General features: G+C 70.7%; 21 protein-coding genes. 8 read left to right on the top strand and 13 right to left on the bottom strand.

What is annotated here, in order from left to right; genetic code table 11:
* The first annotated feature begins 19 nt into the window (after window positions 1–19).
* Window positions 20–1,102, top strand: a complete 1,083-nt coding sequence (locus ACIRJP_RS02085) for a methyltransferase (RefSeq protein ID WP_404167216.1) — start codon at window positions 20–22, stop codon at window positions 1,100–1,102.
* A 70-nt stretch (window positions 1,103–1,172) separates the two neighbouring features.
* Here ACIRJP_RS02085 and ACIRJP_RS02080 read toward each other — a convergent pair whose 3' ends face one another.
* The 7 genes from ACIRJP_RS02080 to ACIRJP_RS02050 form a co-directional block, all read right to left on the bottom strand.
* Window positions 1,173–1,505, bottom strand: a complete 333-nt coding sequence (locus tag ACIRJP_RS02080) for a TcmI family type II polyketide cyclase (protein ID WP_356087529.1) — start codon at window positions 1,503–1,505, stop codon at window positions 1,173–1,175.
* Window positions 1,506–1,580: 75 nt separating this feature from the next.
* A complete protein-coding gene (locus tag ACIRJP_RS02075) occupies window positions 1,581–2,060 on the bottom strand; it encodes an SRPBCC family protein (protein WP_404167214.1) in 480 nt (159 codons plus the stop codon).
* A 1-nt stretch (window position 2,061) separates the two neighbouring features.
* Complete coding sequence (locus ACIRJP_RS02070) at window positions 2,062–2,319, bottom strand: acyl carrier protein (protein WP_266734639.1); 258 nt, start codon at window positions 2,317–2,319, stop codon at window positions 2,062–2,064.
* A 15-nt stretch (window positions 2,320–2,334) separates the two neighbouring features.
* Complete coding sequence (locus ACIRJP_RS02065; RefSeq protein ID WP_404167212.1) at window positions 2,335–3,585, bottom strand: beta-ketoacyl synthase N-terminal-like domain-containing protein; 1,251 nt, start codon at window positions 3,583–3,585, stop codon at window positions 2,335–2,337.
* A complete protein-coding gene (locus tag ACIRJP_RS02060) occupies window positions 3,582–4,850 on the bottom strand; it encodes a beta-ketoacyl-[acyl-carrier-protein] synthase family protein (RefSeq protein WP_404167210.1) in 1,269 nt (422 codons plus the stop codon). Before ACIRJP_RS02060 ends, ACIRJP_RS02065 begins: the two co-directional genes overlap by 4 nt.
* The gene (locus ACIRJP_RS02055) at window positions 4,847–5,281 is read right to left on the bottom strand and encodes a cupin domain-containing protein (RefSeq protein WP_404167208.1); all 435 of its coding nucleotides are present in this window, start codon (window positions 5,279–5,281) and stop codon (window positions 4,847–4,849) included. Before ACIRJP_RS02055 ends, ACIRJP_RS02060 begins: the two co-directional genes overlap by 4 nt.
* Window positions 5,282–5,356: 75 nt before the next feature.
* Window positions 5,357–6,478: a SchA/CurD-like domain-containing protein gene (locus ACIRJP_RS02050; protein ID WP_404167206.1), complete on the bottom strand. Its 1,122-nt coding sequence runs from the start codon at window positions 6,476–6,478 to the stop codon at window positions 5,357–5,359.
* Window positions 6,479–6,746: 268 nt separating this feature from the next.
* Between ACIRJP_RS02050 and ACIRJP_RS02045 the strand changes: the two genes are divergently transcribed.
* Entirely contained in the window at window positions 6,747–8,375 is a 1,629-nt protein-coding gene (locus ACIRJP_RS02045) for an FAD-dependent monooxygenase (RefSeq protein ID WP_404167204.1), read from the top strand.
* Between the two features lie 26 nt (window positions 8,376–8,401).
* Here the strand turns inward: ACIRJP_RS02045 and ACIRJP_RS02040 are convergent, their stop codons facing one another.
* The gene (locus ACIRJP_RS02040) at window positions 8,402–9,925 is read right to left on the bottom strand and encodes an alpha/beta fold hydrolase (RefSeq protein ID WP_404167202.1); all 1,524 of its coding nucleotides are present in this window, start codon (window positions 9,923–9,925) and stop codon (window positions 8,402–8,404) included.
* A 172-nt stretch (window positions 9,926–10,097) separates the two neighbouring features.
* Here ACIRJP_RS02040 and paaK point away from each other — a divergent pair, with 172 nt between their 5' ends.
* Entirely contained in the window at window positions 10,098–11,399 is a 1,302-nt protein-coding gene (gene paaK, locus ACIRJP_RS02035) for a phenylacetate--CoA ligase PaaK (protein ID WP_404167200.1), read from the top strand.
* A gap of 17 nt (window positions 11,400–11,416) precedes the next feature.
* Here paaK and ACIRJP_RS02030 read toward each other — a convergent pair whose 3' ends face one another.
* Window positions 11,417–12,916 carry an acyl-CoA synthetase gene (locus ACIRJP_RS02030; protein WP_404167198.1) on the bottom strand — a complete coding sequence of 500 codons (1,500 nt, stop codon included), beginning with the start codon at window positions 12,914–12,916 and terminating at the stop codon, window positions 11,417–11,419.
* A gap of 150 nt (window positions 12,917–13,066) precedes the next feature.
* On the opposite strand from ACIRJP_RS02030, the gene ACIRJP_RS02025 reads away from it, so the two are divergent.
* Entirely contained in the window at window positions 13,067–15,484 is a 2,418-nt protein-coding gene (locus tag ACIRJP_RS02025) for a penicillin acylase family protein (protein WP_404167196.1), read from the top strand.
* 69 nt (window positions 15,485–15,553) lie between these two features.
* Here the strand turns inward: ACIRJP_RS02025 and ACIRJP_RS02020 are convergent, their stop codons facing one another.
* From ACIRJP_RS02020 to ACIRJP_RS02010, 3 genes are read right to left on the bottom strand one after another with little or no spacing between them, the layout of a single operon-like run.
* The gene (locus tag ACIRJP_RS02020) at window positions 15,554–16,660 is read right to left on the bottom strand and encodes a calcium:proton antiporter (RefSeq protein ID WP_404167194.1); all 1,107 of its coding nucleotides are present in this window, start codon (window positions 16,658–16,660) and stop codon (window positions 15,554–15,556) included.
* Between the two features lie 60 nt (window positions 16,661–16,720).
* Window positions 16,721–18,271 (bottom strand): acyl-CoA synthetase, encoded by a 1,551-nt coding sequence (locus ACIRJP_RS02015; RefSeq protein ID WP_404167192.1) that lies wholly within the window; start codon window positions 18,269–18,271, stop codon window positions 16,721–16,723.
* Window positions 18,268–19,377, bottom strand: coding sequence for an NAD(P)H-dependent flavin oxidoreductase (locus ACIRJP_RS02010; RefSeq protein WP_404167190.1), 1,110 nt, complete (start codon window positions 19,375–19,377; stop codon window positions 18,268–18,270). Before ACIRJP_RS02010 ends, ACIRJP_RS02015 begins: the two co-directional genes overlap by 4 nt.
* Before the next feature lie 182 nt (window positions 19,378–19,559).
* Between ACIRJP_RS02010 and ACIRJP_RS02005 the strand changes: the two genes are divergently transcribed.
* Genes ACIRJP_RS02005 through ACIRJP_RS01995 form a run of 3 tightly spaced genes read left to right on the top strand, consistent with a single transcriptional unit; the run spans window position 19,560 to window position 22,838 of the window.
* On the top strand, window positions 19,560–21,410 hold the full coding sequence (locus ACIRJP_RS02005) for a serine hydrolase (protein WP_404167188.1): 1,851 nt from the start codon (window positions 19,560–19,562) through the stop codon (window positions 21,408–21,410).
* Between the two features lie 31 nt (window positions 21,411–21,441).
* Entirely contained in the window at window positions 21,442–22,320 is an 879-nt protein-coding gene (locus ACIRJP_RS02000) for a phosphotransferase (RefSeq protein ID WP_404167186.1), read from the top strand.
* 35 nt (window positions 22,321–22,355) lie between these two features.
* The gene (locus ACIRJP_RS01995) at window positions 22,356–22,838 is read left to right on the top strand and encodes a diadenosine tetraphosphate hydrolase (protein WP_404167184.1); all 483 of its coding nucleotides are present in this window, start codon (window positions 22,356–22,358) and stop codon (window positions 22,836–22,838) included.
* A 239-nt stretch (window positions 22,839–23,077) separates the two neighbouring features.
* On the opposite strand, the gene ACIRJP_RS01990 is transcribed toward ACIRJP_RS01995, so the two are convergent.
* Window positions 23,078–24,187 (bottom strand): LacI family DNA-binding transcriptional regulator, encoded by a 1,110-nt coding sequence (locus tag ACIRJP_RS01990; RefSeq protein ID WP_404167182.1) that lies wholly within the window; start codon window positions 24,185–24,187, stop codon window positions 23,078–23,080.
* 224 nt (window positions 24,188–24,411) lie between these two features.
* Here ACIRJP_RS01990 and ACIRJP_RS01985 point away from each other — a divergent pair, with 224 nt between their 5' ends.
* A complete protein-coding gene (locus ACIRJP_RS01985) occupies window positions 24,412–25,680 on the top strand; it encodes an ABC transporter substrate-binding protein (protein ID WP_404167180.1) in 1,269 nt (422 codons plus the stop codon).
* Window positions 25,681–25,688 lie beyond the last annotated feature (8 nt).

Raw genomic sequence — 25,688 nt, 5'->3', positions numbered from 1 at the left:
CGAGGAGAAGCGAGACAGCATGACCACTGTGAGCCCCACCCCGACCCCCGCCCCCTCCCCCGTACACGCCGCCCTCCCGCACCCCGTCACTCCCCCGCAGCCGGCCATGCAGCTGCGCGAGCTGGTCTTCGGCGCGGCGAGGGCCGCCGCCGTGCGCGCCGCCGCCCGCCTGGGCGTCGCCGACGCGCTGGGCGAGACGCCCGCCACGGCGCAGGAGCTCGCGGCGCTGGTGAAGGCCGAGCCGGCGCCGCTGCGGCGGCTGCTACGCGCTCTGTCCTGCTACGGGATCTTCACCGAGACCCCGGACGGGCAGTTCGCCCACACGGAGATGTCGCGCCTGCTGCGCAAGGACGACCCCAACAGCCTTCGCGACATCTCGCTGTGGTGCACCGAGCCCTGGACCTGGGACGTCTGGCCGCGCCTCGACGACGCGGTGCGCACCGGCAGGAGCGTCTTCGCCGAGGTGCACGGCAAGGGGTTCTTCGACTACCTCCACCAGGAGGCCCACGAGTCCGCGCAGATCTTCAACCGTGCGATGACCACCTCCAGCATGCAGTCCGCGCTGGATGTCGCCGAGCTCCTGGACCTCACCGGGGTGTCCACGGTCGCCGACATCGGCGGCGGCCAGGGGCACGTACTGGCGAGCCTGCTGGAGAAGGACCCCTCGCTGCACGGCACGCTGATGGATCTGCCGGGCGTGGTGGCCCGCGCCGACGCGCGGCTGCGCGACGAGGGCGCGCTCGTCGACCGGACCCGGATCGTCGCCGGGGACTGCCGTGAGGCCATCCCCGTCGATGCCGATCTCTACATCATCAAGAACATCCTGGAGTGGGACGACGAGAGCACCCGCAGGACGCTGCGCAACGTGATCGCGGCGGCCCGGCCGGGCGCCAGGGTCGTCATCATCGAGAACCTGGTCGACGACACCCCCTCGATGCGGTTCACCACCGCGATGGACCTGCTGCTGCTCCTGAACGTGGGCGGCGCGAAGCACACCAGGGAGAGCCTGGTCACCCGGATCTCGGATGCCGGGCTGCTGATCGGCGACGTCGTCGCGGTCAACCCCTACCTGGACGCGTTCGAGTGCGTGGTCCCCGGCTGACCTTCCCTCCCCGGGCATGCGGATCGCCCCGGGCCCGGCCTCTCGGCCGGACCCGGGGCGATCGTCCGTCTCAGGCGGGGGTGCCGCGCTCCCACGTGTAGAACTCGTGGGCCATGGCGTCCTTGGGGCTCCGCCAGGTCTTCGGGTCGTACGCGCTGACGTAGGCGGTGAGCTTGTCGCTGATGTCCCTGAACTCGGGGTGCTCGGTCACCTTCGCGATCTCGGGGCCCGGCGGCTGCTCCGACTCGATCAGGTGCAGATACACGTCGCCGAACTGGAAGAGCTTGCGCCTGGTCACACCGACGAGGTGGGGCAGTTCGCCGCTGTCGGAGGCCGCGAACAGTTCGGCGATGTCCGGCGCCGAACCCGGTGCCATCCGGGCGACGATCAGAGCGTGGTGCATCGGGAGATGCCTTTCTGGTTCGCGGCTCGCCACCCGGCCCGGGGGCGGGGTGGCGGGCCGTGGGCGGACGGCGGGTCAGTTGGCCCCGACCGAGGCGGTGCGGCGCTCCCGGTCGCGCTGCTCGATCTTGTCCCGGATCAGCTCCATCTGGACCTTGGAGTTGCGGTTGATGTTGTCGGTCATCCAGGCGTCGTCGACGGGTGCGTCGGGACGCATCGCGAAGTCCTGGGTCCAGTGCATCTTCGTGCCGCCGGGCACCTCGGAGTACTCCCACCGGATGTTCATGTGCTGGAACGGACCGGGCTCCACACGACGGGCGCGGACCAGGCGCCCACCACGGTCCACGGTCCGCTCGGAGACCCAGCTCCACACCTTGCCGTTCTCGTCGGGGTGCATCGTCAGACGGAAGGTGGTGCTGTCGCCGTCCCGCTCGATGATCTCGACCGCGGCGTACTCACTGAAAAGCCGCGGCCAGTTCTCCAGGTCGTTCGTCACGTCCCAGACCAGGTCCAGGGGGGCGGCGATGGTGATCTCGTTCTCGGTGTGTCCGGACACTTCAGGCTCCTGTCATGAGGCTGTTGTTGACGAGGTCGAGGAATTCCTGCGGGGTCTTGCAACGGTCCGCGTCGGCCGGCAGCGGCCGGCCGTGCCGGTTCTCCAGCACACCGACGATGCCGAGCAGGCCCAGCGAGTCCAGGCCGTACTCGTCGAAGGCCGAACCGGGGCGCTGCTCCATGTCGAGCGGGTCGACGGAGACTCCGGCGCCCTTCTTCATCAGGACGGCGAGTTCCGTGTAGGTCAGTCGGTCGGTCATGAGGACTTCTCCTTCTCACGTTCGGGGGTCGGTGGAGCACCGCAGCACCATCGCGGCGTTCGAGCCCATGAGCCCGCGGCTGAGCACCAGCGCCGTCCGCAGCTCGGCGGGGCGGGCGCAGCCGGTGACGACGTCGAGGTCGTGGCACACCTCGAAGACGTTCGGCGTGGGAGGTATGAGCGCGTTCTCCATGGAGAGCACCGCGGCGGCCGCGTCCAGCACCGGTGCACCGCAGTACGCGCGCCCGATCCCGGTCTTCGGCGCCGTCACGGGGACTCGCTTGCCGTGCGCACCGAGGGCGTCGGCGATCGCCAGGGCCTCGGCCTGGTCGGCCGCGGGTACGCCGAGGGCGTCCGCGAAGACGACGTCGATCTCGTCCGGCGCGCAGTCCGCCTCCCGCAGGGCGCCGATGATCGCCTGGGCGAGGCCCTCCCGGGACTCCTCCCACCTGGCCGCTCCGGTGAACGTGGCGGCGTGCCCGGCGAGTTCGGCCCGTACCCTGGCGCCGCGCCGGCGTGCCGACTGCTCCTCCTCGACCACCAGCATGGCGCCGCCCTCGGCCGGCACGAAGCCGCAGGCGCCCGAGGTGAACGGCCGGTAGGCGCGGGAGGGGTCCTCGACGGTGCTCAGGTCCTCGTACCCGAGCTGGCAGACGACCGAGTAGGGCGCCAGCGGGGCCTCGGCCGCGCCGACCACCACCGCCTCGGCGCCGCCCCGGATCGAACGGGCGGCGTGCGCCAGCGCGTCCAGACCGCCGGCCTCGTCGCTGGCCACGACCGCGCACGGCCCCTTGAAGCCGCCTCGGATCGAGATCTGGCCGGTGCTGGCCGCGTAGAACCAGGCGATGGACTGGTAGGGCCCCACATAGCTGGAGCCCTGTCCCCACAGCCGCTGGAGTTCACGCTGGCCGAACTCTCCGCCGCCGGACCCGGCCGCGGTGACGACCCCGACGTCGAAGGGTGAGTCCTCGTAGTCGGCGCGGCCGAGCCGGGCGTCGTCGAGCGCGATGTCCGCGGCGGCCATCGCGAAGTGCGTGAACTTGTCTGTCTGGACGAGGAAGCGCTCTTCGATCAGTTCGACCGCCTCGAATCCCCGCACCTCGCCCGCGACCCGCAGGGGCAGGTGTTCGCAGCCCTCGCGGGTGACCCGGTCGAGGACGCTCATTCCTTCGTGCGTCCGCTTCCAGAAGGCTTCGGTGTTGTTGCCGTTGGGGGCGACCACACCGATGCCGGTGACGACGGTGCGCCGGGCTTTGCGGGTTCTCATGGTGTCCTCCCACCTGTACGGGTCAGGGCGACCGCGGACTGGAAGCCGCCGAAGCCGCTGCCCACCGAGAGGACACTGCGCAGCTTCATCGGGCGTGCGGTGCGGGGCACGTAGTCGAGGTCGCACTCGGGGTCGGGGGTCTCGTAGTTCGCCGTCGGCGGCACCGTCTGATGCTCCAGGGCGAGTACGCAGGCCGCGATTTCTATCGCCCCGATCGCCCCCAGCGAGTGGCCCACCATGGACTTGATCGAACTCATCGGGATGTCGAAGGCGTGCGCGCCCAGGGCCCGCTTCACGGCGGCCGTCTCGTGCCGGTCGTTCTGCTTGGTGCCCGAGCCGTGCGCGTTGACGTAGTCGATCTGATCGCCGTCCATGCGGGCGTGGCCCAGAGCCCGGTTGATCGCCTCGGCCATCTCCAGGCCCTCGGGGGTCAGCCCGGTCATGTGGTAGGCGTTGCCGAAGGTGGCGTAGCCCGCGATCTCGCAGTACACGGTGGCACCGCGGGCGCGGGCGTGTTCCAGCTCCTCCAGGACGAGGACCGCGCCGCCCTCGCCCATGACGAAGCCGTCGCGGCGTGCGTCGAACGGCCGGGAGGCGTGCTCCGGGTCGTCGTTGTTCGCCGAGGTGGCCTTGATCGCGTCGAAGCACGCCACGGTGATCGGGGTGATCGGTGAGTCGGACGCCCCGGCGACGCACACGTCGACGCGGCCCTCCTCGATGGACTGGAAGGCGTACCCGATCGCGTCGAGGCCGGAGGTGCAGCCCGTGGAGACGGTCTGCACCGGGCCGTGCGCACCGACCTGCTCGGCGACCGCCGAGGCGAGCGAGCTGGGTGAGAACGCCCGCTCCAGGTGCGGGCCGGCCGGCCGGGGGTCGACGTCCCAGCGCGCACCGCTCTCGCTGACCGCGACGTAGTCGTGCTCCAGCCGGGTGGTGCCGCCGACCGCGGTGCCCAGCGACACCCCCATGCGCCAGGGGTCCACCTTCTCCAGGTCGAGGCCCGCGTCACCGAGGGCCTCCCTGGCCGCCACCATCGCGAACTGGATGTAGCGGTCCGACCGGTCGACGGTTGCGGCGTCCAGCCCGTGAGCCGCCGGGTCGAAGTCGCACTCGGCGGCGATCCGGGAGCGGAAGCCGGCCGGGTCGAAGAGCGTGATGCCCCGGGTGGCGGTGCGTCCGTTCGCGAGGAGGTCCCAGAAGGCCGGTGCGCCGATGCCGCCCGGGGCGACGACACCGACGCCGGTGACCGCCACGCGGCGGGTCATGAAGCGGCCTCCGTTCGTTCCGGAGGTGCGACGCGGCCGGCGGATTCGGTGTGCTCGGTGTCGACGTGGCCGAGTTCGGGGCGCGGGGCGAGCGGGCCGAGGTGGAAGACCATGCGGGCCTCGACGTCGCCCACGTTGCGGAATCGGTGGCGTACATGGGGAGGGATCAGCAGGCCCTGGTCGGGCCGCATCCGGTGCGGTTCACCGTCCAGGTCCACTTCCAGCAGCCCGTTCACCACGTACACGAACTCCTCCGAGTACGGGTGGTAGTGCTCGCCGATGCGGTCGCCGGGCTGGACGATCGCCAGCCCCATGAAGCCACTGGTGGCTCCCACCGCTGTCGGGGTGAGCATGGCGCGCAGGTCTCCTCCGCGCCTGCAGTTGGGCTGCGTCTCACTGAGGTCCACGATGCGTGGCCGGTGCATGGTCATGACTGCTTTCCTCCTGGCGCATTGCGCGTTGTAATGACGGGTTGAGCGAGAACCCCCCAGGGGCGGATGCGCGGTTCAGGACTCCATGGCCCGCCGATCTGTGATCAAGGTCATCTCGGACTGCGTGAGGAAGTGCGAGATGCCCTGCTCGTCCGTGGGCACGGCGTTGTTCCCGCCGTCGAGGAGACGCCCGAGCCTTGCCACCTTGCCGGCGCCGTCGATGCCCACCGCCTGGGCGGGCTGGGCGTCGATGGGTTCGACCGCTTCGAGGAGGCGGACGACCACGTCGTCGCGCTGGAAGATGGTGCTGCTGTCGATGATGCTCGCCGGGTCGTCGGCCGCCTCCTCGTCGTGCTCGGCCAGGAGCCGGGCGAGTGCCATGCCGCAGCCCTCCTTGGCCTGGTAGAAGAGCGCGTGCCGGCGGACGTCCTCGGCCTTGTGCCGGCCGGCGGTCACGTGGTGGACGGTGGGGAGCGCCGCCCGGGTGAAGAACATCCGGGCGGAGTCCGGGTCGCTGAGGTCCCGGTCCTGCTCCAGATACGGGTTGATCGCCTCTTCGACGGCCCTGATCTCGGGCTGCCGGGCGACATGGCGCAGGGCGGCGAGCAGGTCGCCCTCGACCTCGACGGCCCGCACGACACGGTTTCCGTGCATGAAGAGCGAGGTACGGCGCAGTCGGGTGTCCTCGTCGACGCGTGCGTTGGGGGAGTCGTAGTCGGCGAGGATCTTGGCCACGATGTCCTCGGTGCCCGGCTTGACGGTGAAGGTGAGCGCGTGGCGCACCACGCCGTCGCCCAGGCGCGGGGACGCCTGGAGGCGGCCCTTGGCCGGCTCGGGTGCCATCTCGAAGGCCTTCCCGGTCTCCCGCAGCACGCTGAACCGCAGCGATCTGGTGTCGCGCACGCAGTTGTGCAGCGGCTGGACCGTGGCGACGTGCTCCTCGCTGTTCACCCAGGCCAGGAACGGGGGTGCGCTGTCCCATTCGCTGGTGATCAGCCACTGAGAGGGGTTCTCGATGGACTGGCACAGCTGGTCGCTGATGTGCCCGGGAACGGACGCCACCTGGTTGCGCAGGTGCTCGTACGCCTCCAGGAACTCCTTCTGGGCACCGTCGTAGAGATCCAGCAGCAGCACGACACGCAGCCGGGAACCGTCGAAGGCGGACTGGGAGATCCGTTCCGAGAGGGTGGTGGTCATCTTTCGATCTCCTTCGAGGACGGTTCGCCGGCCGTGCCGGGTGGCACGCCGTCAACCGTCGGTTGGCGAGTGGATTCGGAGCGGGGACTCTCCCGGCGGATGTGATCGGTCCGCCCCCCGGGCCGCGGGCGTCGTCTCCGTGACCGATCGTGAAACGCTGGTCCGGGTGGCGCGAGATTTATGAACCGTTCAGGTGAGCAGGCGTCCGAACCGCTCTTACCAGGGCATGGAACATTGCATCCGAACAGCGTCCGAGCTGGAGCAACTGATGAACGAGAACGTCGACATTCGCGTACCGGTCCTCATCGTGGGCGGCTCCCTGGTGGGTCTGTCCGCCTCGCTATTCCTCGGCCGGCTCGGGATCGAGCACCTGCTGGTCGAGAAGCACCGGTCCACCTCCACCCACCCGCGCGGCCGCGGCAACAACGTCCGCACGATGGAGGTGTTCCGTGCGGCGGGCGCCGAGGCGGGCATCCGGCGGGCGGCCTCGGTCCTCGCCGACAACCACGGCATCCTGCAGGCCGGTTCACTCACCGGGGACGACCAGGAGTGGCTGTTCAAGGAGATCGACCCGGGGGGCGGGATCGCCCGGTTCAGCCCGACCGGCTGGTGCCTGTGCAGCCAGAACGACCTGGAGCCGGTGTTGGTGGAGCAGGCCCGGGAACAGGGCGGTGACCTGCGGTTCTCCACCGAGATGCAGAGCTTCGACCAGGACCCGTCGGGAGTGGACGCGGCGCTGAAGAACCGGGAGACGGGCGAGCACATCAGTGTGCGCGCGGACTACCTCATCGCGGCCGACGGCCCGCGCAGCCCCATCCGTGAGCAGCTGCGCATCGACCGTACGGGTCCCGGCGACCTGTTCCACAACGTCAGCATCACCTTCCGCTCCCGGCAGCTCGCCGATGTGCTGGGCGACCGGCGGTTCATCGTCTGTTATCTGACCAACCCGGCAGCGGACGGAGCCCTGTTGCCGGTCGACAACAAGAAGGACTGGGTGTTCCACGCGCCGTGGCAGCCCCAACTCGGCGAAACCATGGAGGACTTCACTGACGATCGGTGTGCCGAGCACATCCGTACCGCGGTCGGCGCTCCGGGCATCGACATCGAGATCACCGGGAAGGCGCCGTGGCACGCCGCGGAGCGGGTCGCCGAGCGCTACTCCAGCGGCCGGGTCTTCCTCGCCGGTGACTCGGCGCACGAGATGTCCCCCACCGGCGCGTTCGGCTCCAACACCGGCATCCAGGACGCGCACAACCTGGCGTGGAAGCTCGCCGCCGTGCTGAAGGGCGAGGCGGGCCCCGGTCTGCTGGACACCTACGAGGCGGAGCGGCTGCCGGTGGCGCGGGCGACGAGCCAACGGGCTTCGGCGCGCTCCAGCGAGCACAGTCACCCGGGGTACTCGGCGGCACCGGGCGTCGGCGGCGGGAAGCAGGGCGGCATGCTCAGCGTGGCGCTGGGCTACCGCTACGTCCGCGGCGCGGTGCTGGGCACCGACCCCGAGCAGCCGGTGGTGCCGCAGGGCGTGCAGTTGAACGGTGAACCTGGGAGTCGCGCGCCGCATCTGTGGGTTCATCAGGGCGGTGAGCGCAAGTCCACACTCGATCTCTACGAACACACCCTCGTGCTGCTCACCGACGGTGCGGACGTGGCGTGGCGGCAGGCCGCGGCACGGGTCGCCGACCGGCTCTCGGTGCGGCTCCAGGCGTACGGCATCGGCGCGGGCGCCGATCTGGAGCCGGAGAACGGCGCGGACTGGGCGGAGCTCCACGGCATCACGGCTCAGGGCGCCGTGCTGGTGCGTCCGGACGGCTTCGTGGCCTGGCGGTCGACGGGCCCCGTCGCGGATGCCGAGAGCACCCTGCGCGAGGTCCTGACCACCCTGCTGCACCGCTCCTGACCGGGCCGGCCGCGTCGGCGGCAGGCTCAGGACAGGCCGAACGCCCGTAGCGCCGCGAGGAATTCTTCCGGCCGGTCGGTATGGACGAGGTGTCCGGCGTCGATGGTGACGAACCGGCCGTCCGGTATCCGCCCCGCCAGCCAGGCCAGCCCTTCCTGGGCGATCTGGCTGGTGGGGCCGCCGCCGATGACGAGTGTGGGGGCGGTGATCTTGCCGAGCCGTTCCGCCCAGGCGGGGTCGGGTTCGTTCAGCTGGGCATCGGTCGACGGCACCAGGGCCCAGTCGAAGCCGAGTTCGCCGTCGGGCCGTTCGGCGAGTGGGCGTGGCGGATCGAGCGGGAACGGCGGCGGCATCTCCTCCAGGACGAGCCGGCCGATCAGCCCGGGTTCCCGCTCGGCGAGCAGACAGGCGGCAGCGGCGCCCATGGAGTGGCCGATCACCGTGGCCCCCGCCAGATTGCATGCCTCCAGGAAGGCGTGCAGATCGTCCCGGAACAGCTCGAAGGAGTATCGGCCGGGCCAGTCGCTGAGTCCGTGACCGCGGAAGTCGAAGGCGTACACCCGGTGTTCGCAGGCGAGGCGTTCAGCGACCTCGGTCCAGGTCCCGCTGTTGTCGCAGCGGCCGTGGACGAGCACGACGGGTGGCGCCGCCGGGTCTCCCCACACCCGGTGGGCGAGCCGGGTGCCACCGGCGTGCACGCTGTGCACCTCCGGGTCGAGGAATGCCTCCACCGTACGGACGAAGGCGCCCGGGTCGTCCAGCCAGGGGAAGTGCGCGGCGCCGCGCTGCACGACGAACTCGGCTGCGGGGAAGAGCGCGACCAGTTCGGCGGCGCGGTCCGGGGTCGGTCCACCGTCGTACTCCCCCGCGAGGACGAGCACCGGTGCGGTGACCGCCGCCAGCGCGGCGTTCGTGGTGGGCGGATCGAAGGCGCCGTCCTGGTAATAGACCGAACCGGCCTCGGAGTTGGTCTGTGCGGCCGCCTCGGCGGCATGGGTGCGGGCGGCATCGTCCCAGCGGCCGTAGGCGAACGGCGCGACCGCGGCCCGGACCCGGTCCGAGGCGCGGCCGGCGAGAAAGTCGTCCAGCGCGGCCCGCGCCTGCGCGAACCACGCTTCGTGGCGCCGCAGTTCACTCGCCTCGCGCCAGTCCTGCTCGCTGACGTCGATTCCGACCGCCCGGGTGCCGGGGGTGACGAGTGTGAGCGTACGGATCCGCTCCGGGTGCCTGGCGGCGTAGAGCGCGGCCAGGTCGGCGGAGGCGGAGTGAGCGAGCAGGTCGACGCGTTCCTCGCCGAGGTGTTCACGCAGCGCCTCGACGTCGTCGACCAGCCGGTCGCAGCGGTAGGCCGACGGGTCGTCCGGCACCGCGGAGTCCCCGGTACCGCGCAGATCCGGCACCACGAGCCGGCGGCGGGTACAGAGGCCGCCGAGGTCCCCGAGGTACGCACCGGCCCGCATCGGCCCGCCGGGCAGGCAGATCAGCGGTGCGCCCTTCCCGAGAAGGCGGTAGGCGAGTTCGGTCCCGTCGTATGCGTGGAAGATCGGCATGCCCGCCATCCAAACAGCGCCCGACGGGCGGCGCAGCCGTGTTCGGTATGAGCGAAGCCGCGATGTGGATCAGCCGCGTCGCCCCTCTTGCCATCGGGCGGAACATACTGAATTACTGCTACCGAAAGATCGACCGAATGATCGGTCGTCTGCTCGGAAGAGGGAGATCCCCATGACGTCTGCGCTGGATCAGGCGGAACGGCTGGGCCGGGGCGAACTGGAGGCGCTCCAACTGGAGCGGCTGCGGGCCACGCTGCACCATGCGTACGAGAACGTCGGCCACTACCGGGCCGCGTTCGACCGGGCCGGGCTGCGCCCGGACGACTGCCGTACGCTCGCCGATCTCGCCCGCTTCCCCTTCACGACCAAGGCCGACCTGCGGGACAACTACCCCTTCGGCATGTTCGCCGTGCCCCAGGATCAGGTGCGCCGGATCCACGCGTCCAGCGGGACGACGGGCCGTCCGACCGTCGTCGGTTACACCCAGCGGGACCTGGACACCTGGGCCGACGTCGTCGCCCGCTCCATCCGCGCGGCCGGCGGGCGCCCCGGGCAGAAGGTCCATGTGGCGTACGGGTACGGGCTGTTCACCGGCGGGCTCGGCGCCCACTACGGGGCGGAGCGGCTCGGCTGCACGGTGATTCCCGCCTCGGGGGGCATGACCGCCCGCCAGGTCCAGCTGATCCAGGACTTCCGCCCGGAGATCATCATGGTGACCCCGTCGTACATGCTGACCCTCCTGGACGAGTTCGAACGGCAGGGGGTCGATCCGCGGTCGACCTCCCTGAAGGTCGGCATCTTCGGTGCCGAACCGTGGACGCAGGAGATGCGGCGCGAGATCGAGGAGCGGTTCGCCATCGACGCCGTCGACATCTACGGGCTCTCGGAGGTGATGGGGCCCGGTGTGGCGCAGGAGTGTGTCGAGACGAAGGACGGGCTGCACATCTGGGAGGACCACTTCTATCCCGAGGTCGTCGACCCGTTCACCGGTGAGGTGCTGCCCGAGGGCGAGGAGGGCGAGCTGGTCTTCACCTCGCTCACCAAGGAGGCCATGCCGGTGATCCGCTACCGGACACGGGACCTGACCCGGCTGCTGCCGGGCACGGCCCGGGTGTTCCGGCGGATGGAGAAGGTGACCGGGCGCAGCGACGATCTGGTGATCCTGCGCGGCGTGAACCTCTTCCCGACTCAGATCGAGGAGATCGTGCTGCGCACGCCGGGGGTGGCGCCGCACTTCCAGCTGCGGCTGAGCCGGGAGGGCCGGCTCGACGCGCTGACCGTGCGGGCCGAGGCGCGGGCCGGGGCCACCCCGGAGCAGCGGACGGCGGCCGCGGCGTCGATCACGGCGGCCGTCAAGGACGGGATCGGGGTGTCGGTCGGGGTGGAGATCGTCGATCCCGAGACGCTGGAGCGGTCGGTCGGCAAGTTCCGGCGGATCGTGGACGAGCGCGGCGGGCGTGCGGGCACGTCCTGAGGGCTCCGGGCCGTCCGCTACGCGAACCGGTCGCGCAGCTCCCGCTTGAGGATCTTCCCGCTGGCGTTGCGTGGCAGTTCGTCCACGAAGAGGACCTTCTTCGGGGCCTTGAAATGGGCGAGCCGCTCGCGGGCGTGGTCGATGAGTTCGGCCGCCGTCACATCGCCGCGCAGCACCACGACGGCGGTGACGGCCTCGATCCAGCGCTCGTCGGGCAGTCCGACGACTGCGGCCTCGGCGACGGCGGGGTGGGTGTAGAGGGCGTCCTCGACCTGCCGGGAGGCGACGAGGACGCCGCCGGAGTTGATGACGTCCTTCACCCGGTCGACGACGGTGAGGAAGCCCTCGTCGTCGCGCACCGCGAGGTCGCCGGAGTGGAACCAGCCGTCGCGGAAGGCTTCGGCGGTCTCCTCGGGCTTGTCCCAGTAGCCCTCGCACAACTGGGGTGACCGGTAGACCACCTCGCCGGCCGTGCCGTCGGGGACCTCCTTTCCGTCCTCGTCGACGACCCGGGCCTCGACGAAGAGGACGGGCCTGCCGCAGGAGTCCATCCGGCCCTCGTGCTCGTCCGGTCCGAGGACGGCGGCGAGCGGGCCGATCTCGCTCTGCCCGAAGCAGTTGTAGAAGGCGAGCGCGGGCAGCCGTTCGCGGAGCCGTTCCAGTACGGGCACGGGCATGATCGACGCGCCGTAGTACGCCTTGCGCAGGCCGCCGAGTTCGCGGGTGGCGAAGCCGGGGTGCTGGGAGATGCCGATCCAGACGGTCGGCGGGGCGAAGACGCTGTCGGCCTGCCCCGTCTCGACGAGGTCGAAGATCCGGTCGGCGTCGGGTGCGTCCAGGATGGTGTTCCGCGCCCCGACCGCGAGGTAGGGCAACAGGAAGACATGCATCTGCGCCGAGTGGTAGAGCGGCAGCGAGTGGACCGGCCGGTCGGTGGCGCGCAGATCGAGCGCCGTGATGGCGCTGACGTACTCGTGCACCAGCGCCCCGTGGGTCATCATCGCTCCCTTGGGCTGCGCGGTGGTGCCCGAGGTGTAGAGCAGCTGGACGAGGTCCGTCGCAGCCGGTTCGCGTTCCGGGACGAAGGGGCGCGGGGTGGCGGTCGCCGCCAGCAGGGAGTCCGGTGCGTCGCGCAGCGGGCGTACGGGGAACGCGGCCGGAATCCGGCCGGCGAGGTCCGGGTCGGTGAGGACGAGGGCGCTGCCGGACTGTTCGAGAATGTACGTGAGGTCGTCGCCGGTGAGGTTCTGGTTGACCGGTACGTGGACCAGGCCCGCGCGGGCGCAGCCGAGATAGCCGATCAGATACGCGTCGGAGTTGTGTGCGTAGCAGGCGACCCGGTCGCCGGGGCGCAGTCCGTGCTCGCCGGCGAGCACGGCGGCGGCGGTGCTGACGGCCGTGTCGAGCTCCGCGTACGTCCATGACCTGTCCGCGTACCGCAGGGCGGTGCGCTCCGGGGTGCGCCGGGCGCTTCGGGCCAGGACTCCGTCGACTGTGCTGCTCCGTACACCTGTCATGGCGTGATCCTGTGCGGCCGGAACCCGGGGGTCAAGGGTCCGGATACCGGTGGGGATGTTGACAGGGGTGCGAGCGTGCTGGCTGAGTTGCGCGTGGCGACTCGAACCCTCGGGCAACCGCCTTTCGTACCCGCACAGTTGGGAGGACCGTTGCCACTCCGCAACCGTCTGAGACTTCTTGCGATATCCGGCCTCGCGCTGTTCACCGTTTCGGCGTCGTTGCCGCCCGCCGCGGCCGACGGCCCGCGCTCCCACCGCCCCTCGGGCGGCGGGCTGTCCGCAACGATCCGGTACACCGAGTACGGCATCCCGCACATCGTGGCGAAGGACTACGCGAACCTGGGCTTCGGCAACGGCTGGGCCCAGGCCGCCGACCAGGTGTGCACCCTCGCCGACGGCTTTGTGACGCTGCGCGGCGAGCGGTCCCGGTACTTCGGGCCGGACGCGGCTCCGGACGGATCGCTGTCCGCCGCGACGAAGAACCTCTCCAGCGATCTGTACTTCCGCCGGATCCGCGAGTCCCGCACCCTGGAGAAGCTGCTGAAACAGCCGGCGCCGGCGGGTCAGAGCCGTGATGTCAGGGAGCTGGAGCGCGGCTGGGCGGCCGGTTACAACGCCTGGCTGGCGCAGAACCGGATCGACGACCCGGCCTGCCGGGGCGCCGACTGGGTGCGACCGGTGACGACACTGGACGTGGTGGCGCGCGGCTACGCGCTCTCGGTGCTCGGCGGTCAGGGGCGCGGCATCGACGGCATCACGGGCGCTCAGCCGCCGACCGGGGCGGCGGGGACGCCCGAGGTCCCGTCGCCGGGCGACGCGGCGGATGCGGCCCGGCGGCTGCTGTCGACGCAGAACGCGGACATGGGCTCCAACGCGGTGGCGTTCCGCGGCGACACGACGGCGAACGGGCGGGGTCTGCTGCTGGGCAATCCGCACTACCCGTGGCAGGGCGGGCGGCGCTTCTGGCAGTCCCAGCAGACGATTCCCGGCGAGCTGGACGTGGCGGGCGGCTCGCTGCTCGGCGCGCCGATCGTCTCGATCGGGCACAACGCGAACATCGCGTGGAGCCACACCGTCGCCACCGGCGTCCCGGTCAACCTCCACCAGCTCACCCTCGATCCGGCCGATCCGACCGTGTATCTGGTGGACGGCAGACCCGAGCGGATGACGAAGCGTACGGTCTCGGTCGCGGTGAAGGGCGGCGGTGCGGTGACCCGCACCCAGTGGTCGACCCGGTACGGGCCGGTCATCACCTCGCTCGGTGCCGGGCTGCCGCTGCCCTGGACGGCGACGACCGCGTACGCGCTCAATGACCCCAACGCGGTGAATCTGTGTTTCTCGGACGCCGGTCTCGGCTTCAGCCGGGCGCGCAGCACCGCTGACATCGAGGCGGCGCTGCGTCGTACCCAGGGGCTGCCATGGGTGAACACCATCGCCGCCGATTCGTCCGGGCATTCGTTCTTCTCGCAGTCGCAGGTGCTGCCGAGGATCACGGACGAGCTCGCGGGGCGGTGTTCCACGGCGCTGGGAAGAGCGACGTACCCGGCCTCCGGGCTGGCGGTGCTGGACGGTTCCAGGAGCGACTGCGCGCCCGGGTCGGACCCGGACGCCGTCCAGCCGGGCATCTTCGGGCCGGGCCGGATGCCCACCGTGAAGGACGCCCCGTACGTGGAGAACTCCAACGACAGCGCCTGGCTGACCAACGCCAACTCGCCGCTGACCGGGTACGAGCGGGTGTTCGGCACCATCGGCACCCCCCGCTCGATGCGGACCCGGGGCGCGATCGAGGATGTCTCGGCGATGGCGGCGAAGGGCCGGCTGACGGTGGCCGATCTCCAGGGCCAGCAGTTCGCCAACCGTGCGCCGGCCGGTGATCTGACGGCCGCGGACCTGGCGGCGGCCTGCGGGGCGCTGTCCGGCGGCCGTGCGGCCGGCAGCGACGGCACGGCGGTCGACGTGTCGGCGGCGTGCGTGGTGCTGCGGCGCTGGGACCGGAAGACCGACACCGGCAGCCGGGGGGCGCTGCTCTTCGACCGGTTCTGGCGCAAGGTGACGGCCGCGGTCGCGCAGAGCGAGCTGTGGAAGGTGCCCTTCTCCCCCGCCGATCCGGTCGGTACGCCGAACACGCTGAACACCTCGGCACCCGGCGTCGCCGGGGCTCTCGCCGACACGGTGGCCGAACTGCGGGCCGCCGGGATCGCGCTGGACGCCCCGCTGGGCCGGCACCAGTGGGTGGAACGGAACGGGAAGCGCATCCCGATCGGCGGCGGTACGGAATCGCTCGGCATCTGGAACAAGACGGAGCCTGTGTGGGACGCGGCGTCCGGCGGCTACCAGGAGGTGTCGGCCGGTTCCAGCTACATCCAGGCGGTCGGCTGGGACGGCGGGAAGTGCCCGGTGGCACGCACCCTGCTCACGTACTCGCAGTCCTCCGACCCGGGCTCGGCGCACTACAGCGACCAGACCGAGCTGTACTCGGGTGAGCGGTGGGTGACGTCCCGGTTCTGCGAGAAGGACATCCTGCGCTCGCCGGCGCTGCGGATCGTGCGGGTCCACGAACGCCGGTAGTTCCTCGCGGTGCGATCGGTCCCGGTCCGCCCGCCCGGTGGGGGCGGACCGGGACCGACTCGCGGGGAATCAGGGGCTGATCGCGAGGAAGACGAACGCGGCGAAGATCGAGAGATGGACGCCGCCCTGGAGCAGGGTGGCCCGTCCCGGTACGACGGTCAGCGCGCCGACCACCACGGTGAGGGCGAGCAGCACCATATGGGTGGCGCCGAGGCCGAGATGGAGCGGTCCGTCGAGCCAGACCGAGGCGAGGGCGATCGCCGGGATGGTCAGGCCGATGCTCGCCATCGCCGAGCCGAGGGCGAGATTGAGGCTGGTCTGGACGCGTTCGCGGCGGGCGGCCCGGACCGCCGCCAGGGTCTCCGGCAGCAGCACCAGCAGCGCGATGACGACACCGACCACCGCCTGGGGCATTCCGGCCGCCTCCACCCCGGACTCGATGGTCGGCGATACGGACTTGGCGTCGCCGACGACCGCGACCAGGGCGATCAGCAGCATCACCAGGCTCAGCGCGGTGGCGCCCCGGCCGGGCAGCACCGCGTGGTGCTCGTCCGGTTTGAGCTCGCCCTCGGGTGTGAGGGGCAGGAAGTACTCACGGTGCCGCACCGTCTGCACGGCGACGAACAGTCCGTACAGGAAGAGTGAGGCGACAGCGGCGAAGGTCAGCTGGGCGGTGGAGAACTCGGGGCCCGGTTTGCCGACAGTGAAGGTCGGCAGGACCAGGCTGAGGGTGGCGAGGGTGGCGACGGTCGCGAGGGCGGCCCCGGAGCCCTCGGCGTTGAAGACGACGATGCGGCTGCGGACGGCACCCACGAGCAGCGAAAGGCCGACGATGCCGTTGCAGGTGATCATCACGGCGGCGAAGACGGTGTCCCGGGCGAGCGCCGACGTCTTGGGGCCGCCGTCCACCATCAGCGTGACGATGAGGGCCACTTCGATCACGGTGACGGCGACGGCGAGTACGAGCGAGCCGAACGGTTCGCCGACCCGGTGCGCGATGACCTCGGCGTGGTGCACCGCGGCCAGGACCGCGCCCGCGAGACAGAGCGCGACCACGGCGACGGCGAACGCCGGCAGCTCCCGGCCCCAGCTGAGGACCAGGGCGAGCGCGGCGACGACCGGCACGACCACCGTCCACCGGGTGGCCAGTGTCCGGACCGTCGCGAGCGCGTTCATGTGCCACACCCTGCCAGAGCGGGTACCGGGGCGCTCGTCGGGCGGCGGCCGGGCGGCGGCTCACAGGGCCCGTGAGTGACCCTCCCAGTAGGGGTCGCGCAGCCGCCGCTTGTAGAGCTTGCCGTTGGGGTCCCGGGGCATCACATCGATGAAGTCGATGCTTCTGGGGCGTTTGTACCCGGCAAGGCGCTGTTCGCAGTGGCTCAGGATCGCCGCAGCGAGCTCCTGGCCCGCATCGTGGCCCTCGGCCGGTTCGACCACCGCCTTGACCTCCTCGCCCCAGTCGGGATGCGGGATGCCGAAGACGGCGACGTCGGCGACCGCGGGGTGGCCGAGGAGAGCGCCCTCGATCTCGGCGGGGTAGATGTTGACCCCACCGGAGATGATCATGTCGATCTTGCGGTCGCGGAGGAAGAGGTAGCCGTCCTCGTCGAGGATGCCGAGATCGCCGACGGTGAAGAAGTCGCCGATGCGGTTCTTCCGGGTCTTGGTCTCGTCCTTGTGGTAGCTGAAGCCGCCGGTGTTCATCTTCAGGTAGACGGTGCCGAGCTCGCCGGGCGGCAGCCGGTCGCCGTCGTCGTCGAAGACGGCGAGCTCACTGATCGGCCAGGCCCTGCCGACCGTGCCCGGCTTCTTCAGCCAGTCCTCCGCGGTGGCGAAGGCGCCGCCGCCCTCACTGGCCGCGTAGTACTCCTCGACGCATCTCCCCCACCAGTCGATCATGGCGCGCTTGACGTGGTCGGGGCAGGGCGCGGCACCGTGGATGGCGTGCCGCATGGCCGAGACGTCGTAGCGCCGCTTCACCTCGTCGGGGAGGGCGAGCAGGCGGTGGAACTGGGTCGGGACCATGTGCGTGTGGGTGCAGCGGTGGGTGTCGATGAGCCGCAGCATCTCCTCGGGCGTCCACCGGTCCATCAGGACCAGCGGGTGCCCGATGTGCAGGGACGCGCCCGCGAACTGCAGGACGGCCGTGTGGTAGAGCGGCGAGCAGACCAGGTGGACGTTGCCGTCGAACGGTTTGATGCCGAAGATGCCGAGGAACCCGCCGAGGTGGCTCTCCTCGGGGAGCTTGCCGGAGAGCGGACGGCGGATGCCGCGCGGGCGGCCCGTGGTACCCGAGGTGTAGTTCATGACCCAGCCCAGGGTGCGGTCCTGAGGGGCGTCCTCGGGCTGCCCTTCGAGCAGTTCGGCGTACGGGCGGAAGCCGTCGACCGTGCCCACGGCGTAGCGGTGGCTCGCCGGCAGCTCCGCCTCGTCCGCGGCCTCGGTCGCGGCCTGCGCGAACCGCTCGTGCGCGATGAGCACCTTGGCGCCGGAGTCGGCGACGATCCAGGCGATCTCGGGGCCGACGAAGTGGTGGTTGACGGGTACGAGGTAGAGGCCGGCCTGGGAGGCGGCGAGGTAGGCGGTGAAGAACTCGACGCCGTTGGGCAGCACCACCGCGAACGCGTCGCCGCGCCGCAGCCCGGCCGCGCGCAGTCCGTGGACGAGGCGGTTGGCGGCGGCGTGCAGCCGGCCCGCCGTCCAGCTCTCGCCGTCGGGGGCGGTCAGGACCGCGCGGTGGGGGTCGGCGGTGGCCTGGGCCCAGAAGCCGTTGGGCGGCTGACTCATGAGGCGCTCCGTCCGGCGATGCGGTTGATCCGGTCCACGGCTCGCTCGAAGCCGCTGGTCAGGTCGTCGAAGACGGCCTGCACACTGCGTTCGCTGTTCATCCGGCCGACGATCTGGCCGACGGGGGTGCCGAGCAGCGCGCCGGTCTCGTACTTCTGGATACGCGAGACGGCTTCGGCCACCAGCAGTCCCTGGAGCGGCATGGGAAGGGTGCCGGGCCCGGCCGGGTCGTCCCAGGCGTCGGTCCACTCGGTACGGAGCTGGCGTGCGGGCTTGCCGGTGAGGGCGCGGGAGCGGACGGTGTCGCCGGAGCCGGCGGCGAGGAGTTTGCGGGTCAGGGCGCGGGAGTGGAGGTCGGCCTCCTCGGTGGTCAGCCAGAGGGAGCCGAGCCAGACGCCCTGGGCGCCGAGGGCCAGCCCGGCGGCGATCTGCCCGCCGCTGCCGATGCCGCCGGCGGCGAGGACGGGCAGCGTTCCGACGGCGTCGACCACGTCCGGGACCAGGACCATGGAGGCGATCTCACCGGTGTGGCCGCCCGCCTCGTACCCCTGGGCGACGACGATGTCGATGCCCGCGTCGGCGTGGTGGCGGGCGTGCTTGGCGCTCCCGGCAAGGGCGGCGACGAGCACGCCCCGGTCGTGGGCTCTCTGGACGACGTCGGCGGGCGGCGACCCGAGGGCGTTGGCGAGGAGCCGGATGGGGTAGTCGAAGGCGACGTCGAGCTGGTTGCGTGCGACCTCCTCCATCCAGCCGGTGATGCGCCAGCCGGACGCCTCGCCCTCGGCGAGTTCGGGGACGCCGTGCTTGGCGAGGGTGTCCTGGACGAACTGGCGGTGGCCGGCCGGGATCATCGCCTCGACGTCGGCCTCGGTCACCCCCTCCACCTTTTTCGCAGGCATGACGACGTCGAGGCCGTACGGCTTGCCGTCGGTGTGCTCCTGCATCCAGTCGAGGTCGCGCGCGAGGTCGTCGGGGGCGGTGTAGCGGACCGCGCCGAGTACGCCGAATCCGCCGGCCCGGGTGATGGCCGCGGCCACCGCGGGGAACGGCGTGAAGCCGAAGATGGCGTGCTCGACTCCCAGTTTCTTGCTCAGCTCCGTCTCCATGGGCCGCAGGATGCCGCAGCCGGTCATCCGAGGGAAGAGATTTTCTGATGCAGTGTCAGATTCTTTGTGGCGCAGGGGGCCTCCGTGGCGGCGGGGGTGACAGTAATCTCTGCGGCGGCAGGAAGTTTCATTGCCGGACGAATTTTCGAAAGTTACTTTCGTTCAGTGAGAAGGGGTTCCGGATGACCGAGGACGCGGCGGACAGAGGGATCAGCCGACGGAGGCTGGGCAGTGGGATGCTGGCCCTGGGCGGGGCACTCGCCCTGGCGCCGATTCCGTTCGCGGAACGGGCGTCGGCCATGGAGTCGGGGGCGGGGTCGTCGGACATGCGCACAGGGATCACCGGGAGCGGCGCACCGGGGCACGGCAGGCCGACGCTGCGGCGCGGCCCGGCCGACCGTGCCGGGCTGCTCCAGGAGCCCCTGGACCAACTGGTCGCCGACGCGGAGAAGTTCCTCGGCGCCTCCCCGAAGCACCCCTGGTACGCGGGTGCGGTGCTGCTCGCCGGGCGGGGCGGCACGGTGGCCCTGCACCGGCCGGTCGGCAAGGCCGTGCGCTATGCGGCGTACGACGAGAAGTCCGACACCGGGGTGGAGTTCCCGCCGGACCAGCAGATCGCCATGGCCGACGACACCGTCTTCGACCTGGCATCGGTCTCGAAGCTGTTCACCTCGATCCTGGCCGTGCAGCAGATCGAGCGCGGGACGCTGGAGCTGGAGGCGAAGGTCGCCTCGTACCTCCCCGATTTCGCAGGTGGCGGCAAGCAGGACATCACGATCCGTCAGCTGCTCACGCACACCTCGGGCTTCCGCGCCTGGATCCCGCTGTACAAGGCGCCGACCCGGGAGGGAAAGCTCCAACTGCTGTGGAACGAGGTGCCGGCCAGCCCGCCCGGCACGGTGTACCTCTACTCCGACCTCAACCTGATCTCGCTCCAGCTGGTTCTGGAGAGGATCACCGGCCGCAAGCAGGACGTCCTGCTCCGTGAGCAGATCACCGCCCCGCTCGGCATGCACCGCACCCGGTACAACCCCCCGGCCTCCTGGAAACCGAAGATCGCCGCCACCGAGGACGCCCGGCTGCCCTGGTCCGGGCTGGACCGCGGGCTGGTCTGGGGCGAGGTGCACGACGAGAACGCGTACAGCCTGGACGGGGTCGCCGGCCATGCCGGGGTCTTCTCCTGCGCCTGGGACCTGGCGATTCTCGCCCGTACGCTGCTCAACGGCGGAGTCTACGGCCGCGCGCGGATCCTCTCCGCCGAATCGGTCGACCTGCTGTTCACCGACTTCAACACCGCGTTCCCCGGCGACGAGCACGGTCTCGGCTTCGAGCTCTACCAGCACTGGTACATGGGGGCGATGGCCACCCCGCGCACCGCGGGCCACACCGGTTTCACCGGCACCAGTCTCGTACTGGACCCGACGACCGACTCGTTCCTGATCGTCCTCGGCAACTCCGTCCACCCGGTGCGCAGTTGGCGCTCCGGAAGCGCGCCGCGCGTCGCCACGGCCAATCAGATGGCGCGCGCCGTCGCGGTGCGTCCCGCCCGTGGCCGTACGGCGTGGTTCTCCGGAATGGCGAGCGCCGCCTCGGCCACGCTCACCCTGCCACCGCTGCGGATCGCCTCCTCGCACGTCCGGCTGAGCTCGGCCCTTTGGTGGGACACCGAGCCCGGCTCCGACTTCCTCTTCCTGGAGGCGTCGGCGGATGCCGGGGCGACCTGGCAGCCGGTCCCCTTCACCACCGTCCCGACATCACAAAAGCCCCTCCCCGAGCCCGAACCGCACCCCACCGGCGCGGTCTCCGGCTGGTCCGGCCGGGTGTGGCACCGCCTGGACGCGGACCTCGCCGCCTGGCACGGCAAGGAGGTCCGGCTGAGGTGGCGGTACACGACGGACCAGCTGTACGTCGGGCGGGGGGCGTACGTGAACGCCGTCCGGGTCGAGGACGGCAACCGGACCCTCTTCGACGAGAGCCGGCCCGCCGACGCCGCGCGCATCGAGGCACTGGGCTGGACGGCGTCGGCGGGCTGAGCCGCGCCCGGCCGTATCGGACAATGTCCCGATGAGCACACCACCACCACGGAGCTGGGCGCGCACCGAACGCCTGGACGCCTCCCGGACGGCAGCAGCCGTGCACGCCCGGACCGGGGTGCGGCTGGTGGTCGAGGGGCCCTGTCCGGGCGGTGAGGTCGGTGCCGCGTACGTGCGGTGGCCCGACGGCCGCCGTTCGGTCCTCAAGTCGCGGCCGGGCGCCCGGATCGAGGAGCTGCGCGCGGGTCCACTGGCGGTGTGCGAGGTGCTGGGTGCCCGCGGATATCCGTGCCCCGCGACGGAGCTGGCGCTCCAGGTGGACGGTGCGGTGGTACTGGTCCAGGAACTCCTGCCGGGCACACCGGTGGAGTTCCTGGACCACCGCGGGCTCGACCGGGCTCTCGCCCTCAACGCATCGCAGGCGGGGCTGCTGGCCGAGCACCCGCAGGTCCCGTCGATGAACCTGTATCTGCTCGACGACGGCCCCGGCTACTGTCTCCACGAACCGCTGCGTCGGCACGGCCCGCGCGGCGCCGCCCTGGAGCGGCGGATCCGATCCGTGGGTGCTGGTTCTCCCGGCCGGCTCGCCGGACACGACGTCGTGCACATGGACTTCCACCACGGCAACCTGCTCGCCGTGGACGGCACCGTCACGGGGGTCATCGACTGGGACGGCGCCGGACGCGGAGACCGCCGGTTCGACCTGGTCACCCTGCGCTTCGGACTGCACGCGAAGGAGCAGCCGCCAGGCGTCGTCCGTCGCCTCGACCACATCCTGGACGCCCTGCCCGAAGACGTCCTGCGCCCCTGCTGGGCCCATATGAGTCTGCGCATGACCGACTGGTCGATCCGGCACTTCGCCCCGGGCGAGGTCGAGCACTGGCTGGATCTGGCCGAACAGCGCCTTTGACGGATCGGGTCGGGCAGGACGCGCTGTAGGTTCCGGTGGTGATCTCCAACTGGAAGAACGACCGCACAGGCAGTGCGCTGCGGGGCGGAAACCCGACCGTCATGCGCCGCCTGAGTGCGGGATTCGCCGCGATCGGAGACGTGCAGTTCCTGCCGGGGTACTCGGTGCTCCTGGTCGACGAACCAGGGGTGGAGCGCCTGTCCGAACTCCCGAGAACCAGGCGGCTGGCCTTCCTGTCCGACATGGACCGGCTCGGCGAAGCCGTCGAACGGGCCTGCCGCCGTGCGGACCCCGCATTGCGCCGGGTGAACCTGGAGATCCTCGGCAACACCGACGGCTTCCTGCACGCCCACGTGTGGCCCCGCTACGAGTGGGAGCCGGACGATCTGGTGCGCATGCCCGTCTGGCTGTATCCCCAGGACAGGTGGAGCGACGGACGCTTCGCGCTCGGCCCCCGGCACGAAGCGCTGCGGGCGGCGATCGGCGAGGAGCTGGACGGAGCCCCGACGGTGAGCTGACGGCCCGGCTCCGCGCCACAGGCAGAAGCCACCTCCGCGACACCCACAACAGGACCGGAGTCGTTCGGCTGGATGCCTGCCCGGCGGGACACGTCCTCGCCCGGTGACCAGGCGCTGATCGCCACACTGCTCTTCCGCGAACGGTTCGGGCGGCTGCGTCTCACCGCCGGCTCGGCCCGTCCACGCCGGCATCGCCGTACTCGAACTCGCCCGTCCCTGAACCGGCGGATACGCCGCTGCTACGCCGTCCGGCCCGCGACCGGCTGCTCCGCGCCGGCCGGTGCCGGAATCGCGGCGGTCGTACCGGTCGGTGCCGGGGCCGTGGACTCCCGTACAACCAGCCTCGGCCGGATGAGCAGTGACCGGCCGGCCGCCGGGGCCGAGTCGATCCGGGCCCGCAGCTGCTGGAAGGTCTCCGCGGCCATCTCCGGCAGCGGCTGGCGGACCGTGGTGAGCGGCGGTTCGAAGAGGTCGGCGAGGAGAATGTCGTCGAAGCCGACCACGGAGACGTCCTGTCCGGCACTGCGCCCGGCGTCCTTGGCACCCCGGCAGATCCCGATCGCGCACATGTCGTTGATCGCGACGAACGCGGTGGGCGGGCGCGGGCCGCCGAGGAGTTCCCTGGCGGCATTGCGTCCGAGTTCGGCCGCGTCCTTGTCACCGAACTCGGTGGCGTCCGCGCCGGGCCAGACGATCGCGTCGGCCGGGTCGAGACCAGCCGCTTCCAGGGCGGCCCGGAAGCCGCGCAACCGTTCGCGGCGGTTGACGCTGTTGACCGAGCCGGAGACGAACGCCAGCCGGCGATGACCGAGTTCGATCAGATGACGGGTGGCGATCTCGGCACCCATCGCGTTGTCGACGCTGATGGAGGCCATCGACGGCGGATCGCCTGCCTGCGCGGTGCGGTCGAAGGCGACCATCTTCAGCCCTCGGTTCAGCAGCGGCGTCATGTGGTCGAGCGAGGGCAGCGAGGAGCAGAGCACCACTCCGCTCACCCCGTCCGCGAGCAGTTCCTCGCCGTACTTGAGCTCGCGGGCCGCGTCGCGCTCGCTGTTGCAGAGCAGTACGTGGTACCCCTCGGCGAGCGCGATGGCCTCCAGCTCCCGGGCGAGCGCCCCCCAGAAGGGGTTGGCCACCGACGGCACGATGAGACCGATGACCTTGATGCGGCCGGTGCGCAGCATCCGGGCGGCTCGATTGGGCCGGTAGCTGAGCTGCTCGATCACCTGCTCCACGCGGGCCAGCGTGGCCGCCTGCATACGGTCCGTCCGTCCGTTCAGGACGTTGGAGACCGTGCTCGCGGAGACCCCCGCAGCCTCCGCGACCTGATGGATCGTTACCCCGCTCATGCCACCTCCGGTTCGGAACTCGCTAGACCATACCAGTGTATCGATTTACTGAACTTCGTTTACCGGTACACCGTTAACATCCCTGAAAATTCATGTGCATCAGCTGTTGACGTCGCTCTCACGACGTTCCTAGCATCAGTGCATCGATTTACCAGCACTTCCCAGCCATGGCCGGGACTCATCGCTGGATCGGTCCACAGTCTCCACCTCAAAAGGGGTGTCCCATGCAACTCAACCGACGGTCGCTGCTTGCCGCCATCGGCGCCGGATCCGCTGTCGCCGCGCTCGGCGCGTGCGGTACCGGTACTTCGACGGCCGGCTCCGCCGAAGGCCCCGCCGAGGGTGAGATCACTCTGCTCACCCCGATCTACGAAGGTGCCGACGGCAAGACGCTGTTGGAGAAGGAGATACTCGGCGGCTTCCGGAAGAAGTACCCGGACGTCAAGGTGAACGTGGACTACACCACGTACGACCAGCTCAACGAGAAGATCACCACGGGGCTCGCGGGCGGTCTGCTGCCCGACGTGCTGATGATGGGCGTGGGCTGGATCCCGCCGTTCGCCGCGAAGAAGGCGATCGCGGAGCTGCCCGAGAAGTTCGCCACCGCGCACGACTACGAGAAGCGGGTGCTGGAGCCGTCCCGGTACGACGGCAAGCTGTACGCGCTGCCGGTCGTCCTCGACACCCGCATCGTCGTCTACCGCAAGGACCACTTCGCCGAGGCCGGCATCAAGAAGACCCCGGCGAACTGGGCCGAACTGCGCGCCGTGGCCAAGCAGCTGACCAAGAACGGCCGGATCGGGTTCGACCCGTTCTCCATCCATCTGCGCCAGTGCTGGGAGACCTTCCTCTTCGCCAACGGGGGCCAGCTGTTCAGCGAGGACGGCAAGAAGGTGCTGTTCACCGACGCCCGCGGGGTCGAGTCGCTGCAGTTCTTCAAGGACCTGATCAAGGACGGCTCCGCCGACTACGCCAAGAAGACGGAGCTCGGCGCCCCGACCAACGTGCAGACCGGCAAGGCGTCGATGATGATGACGTCCAGTGCCCTGTGGACCCAGGTCGGGGAACAGACGCCGGACCTGATCAAGGACGACAAGCTCGGAGCGTTCGTCCTCGCCAACCGCAAGCCCGCGATGCTCCAGGGCGGCACCCTCGTCACCCAGTCCGCCACTTCCAAGCACCCCGCGGCGGCCCGCGCGCTCGTCGAGTACCTCGCCTCGCCCGAGTCGATCCTCGGTGCGGCCAAGCAGCGTGGTTCGGTGCCCGGTCTGAAGGACCTCAACAACTCCTCGTACGTGAAGGAGAACAAGTTCGTCGATCTCTCCCTGCAGAGCATGGGCGACGCGTGCTCCGAGGGCGGCACCACCGCCTGGATGGAGATCCGCGAGAAGATCAAGCCCACGCTGGAGCCCGCGATCGTGGGCAACCAGTCGGCGAAGGACGCCATCGCTGAACTCGGCCGGCTCGCCGAGGCCGCGATCGGCCGGATGTAAGGACCCGT

Origin of the sequence: Streptomyces sp. NPDC102437, assembly GCF_044765565.1 — a bacterium.
Classification (GTDB): domain Bacteria; phylum Actinomycetota; class Actinomycetes; order Streptomycetales; family Streptomycetaceae; genus Streptomyces.
This window is presented reverse-complemented; position numbering and strand designations above follow the sequence as displayed.

Bases quoted from the DNA above. Each gene is read 5' to 3' on its own strand.
- ACIRJP_RS02085 (WP_404167216.1), top strand. From the start codon at position 20: ATGACCACTGTGAGCCCCACCCCGACCCCCGCCCCCTCCCCCGTACAC.
- ACIRJP_RS02080 (WP_356087529.1), bottom strand. From the start codon at position 1,505: ATGCACCACGCTCTGATCGTCGCCCGGATGGCACCGGGTTCGGCGCCG.
- ACIRJP_RS02070 (WP_266734639.1), bottom strand. From the start codon at position 2,319: ATGACCGACCGACTGACCTACACGGAACTCGCCGTCCTGATGAAGAAG.
- ACIRJP_RS02065 (WP_404167212.1), bottom strand. From the start codon at position 3,585: ATGAGAACCCGCAAAGCCCGGCGCACCGTCGTCACCGGCATCGGTGTG.
- ACIRJP_RS02060 (WP_404167210.1), bottom strand. From the start codon at position 4,850: ATGACCCGCCGCGTGGCGGTCACCGGCGTCGGTGTCGTCGCCCCGGGC.
- ACIRJP_RS02055 (WP_404167208.1), bottom strand. From the start codon at position 5,281: ATGACCATGCACCGGCCACGCATCGTGGACCTCAGTGAGACGCAGCCC.
- ACIRJP_RS02050 (WP_404167206.1), bottom strand. From the start codon at position 6,478: ATGACCACCACCCTCTCGGAACGGATCTCCCAGTCCGCCTTCGACGGT.
- ACIRJP_RS02045 (WP_404167204.1), top strand. From the start codon at position 6,747: ATGAACGAGAACGTCGACATTCGCGTACCGGTCCTCATCGTGGGCGGC.
- ACIRJP_RS02040 (WP_404167202.1), bottom strand. From the start codon at position 9,925: ATGCCGATCTTCCACGCATACGACGGGACCGAACTCGCCTACCGCCTT.
- paaK (WP_404167200.1), top strand. From the start codon at position 10,098: ATGACGTCTGCGCTGGATCAGGCGGAACGGCTGGGCCGGGGCGAACTG.
- ACIRJP_RS02030 (WP_404167198.1), bottom strand. From the start codon at position 12,916: ATGACAGGTGTACGGAGCAGCACAGTCGACGGAGTCCTGGCCCGAAGC.
- ACIRJP_RS02020 (WP_404167194.1), bottom strand. From the start codon at position 16,660: ATGAACGCGCTCGCGACGGTCCGGACACTGGCCACCCGGTGGACGGTG.
- ACIRJP_RS02015 (WP_404167192.1), bottom strand. From the start codon at position 18,271: ATGAGTCAGCCGCCCAACGGCTTCTGGGCCCAGGCCACCGCCGACCCC.
- ACIRJP_RS02010 (WP_404167190.1), bottom strand. From the start codon at position 19,377: ATGGAGACGGAGCTGAGCAAGAAACTGGGAGTCGAGCACGCCATCTTC.
- ACIRJP_RS02005 (WP_404167188.1), top strand. From the start codon at position 19,560: ATGACCGAGGACGCGGCGGACAGAGGGATCAGCCGACGGAGGCTGGGC.
- ACIRJP_RS02000 (WP_404167186.1), top strand. From the start codon at position 21,442: ATGAGCACACCACCACCACGGAGCTGGGCGCGCACCGAACGCCTGGAC.
- ACIRJP_RS01990 (WP_404167182.1), bottom strand. From the start codon at position 24,187: ATGAGCGGGGTAACGATCCATCAGGTCGCGGAGGCTGCGGGGGTCTCC.
- ACIRJP_RS01985 (WP_404167180.1), top strand. From the start codon at position 24,412: ATGCAACTCAACCGACGGTCGCTGCTTGCCGCCATCGGCGCCGGATCC.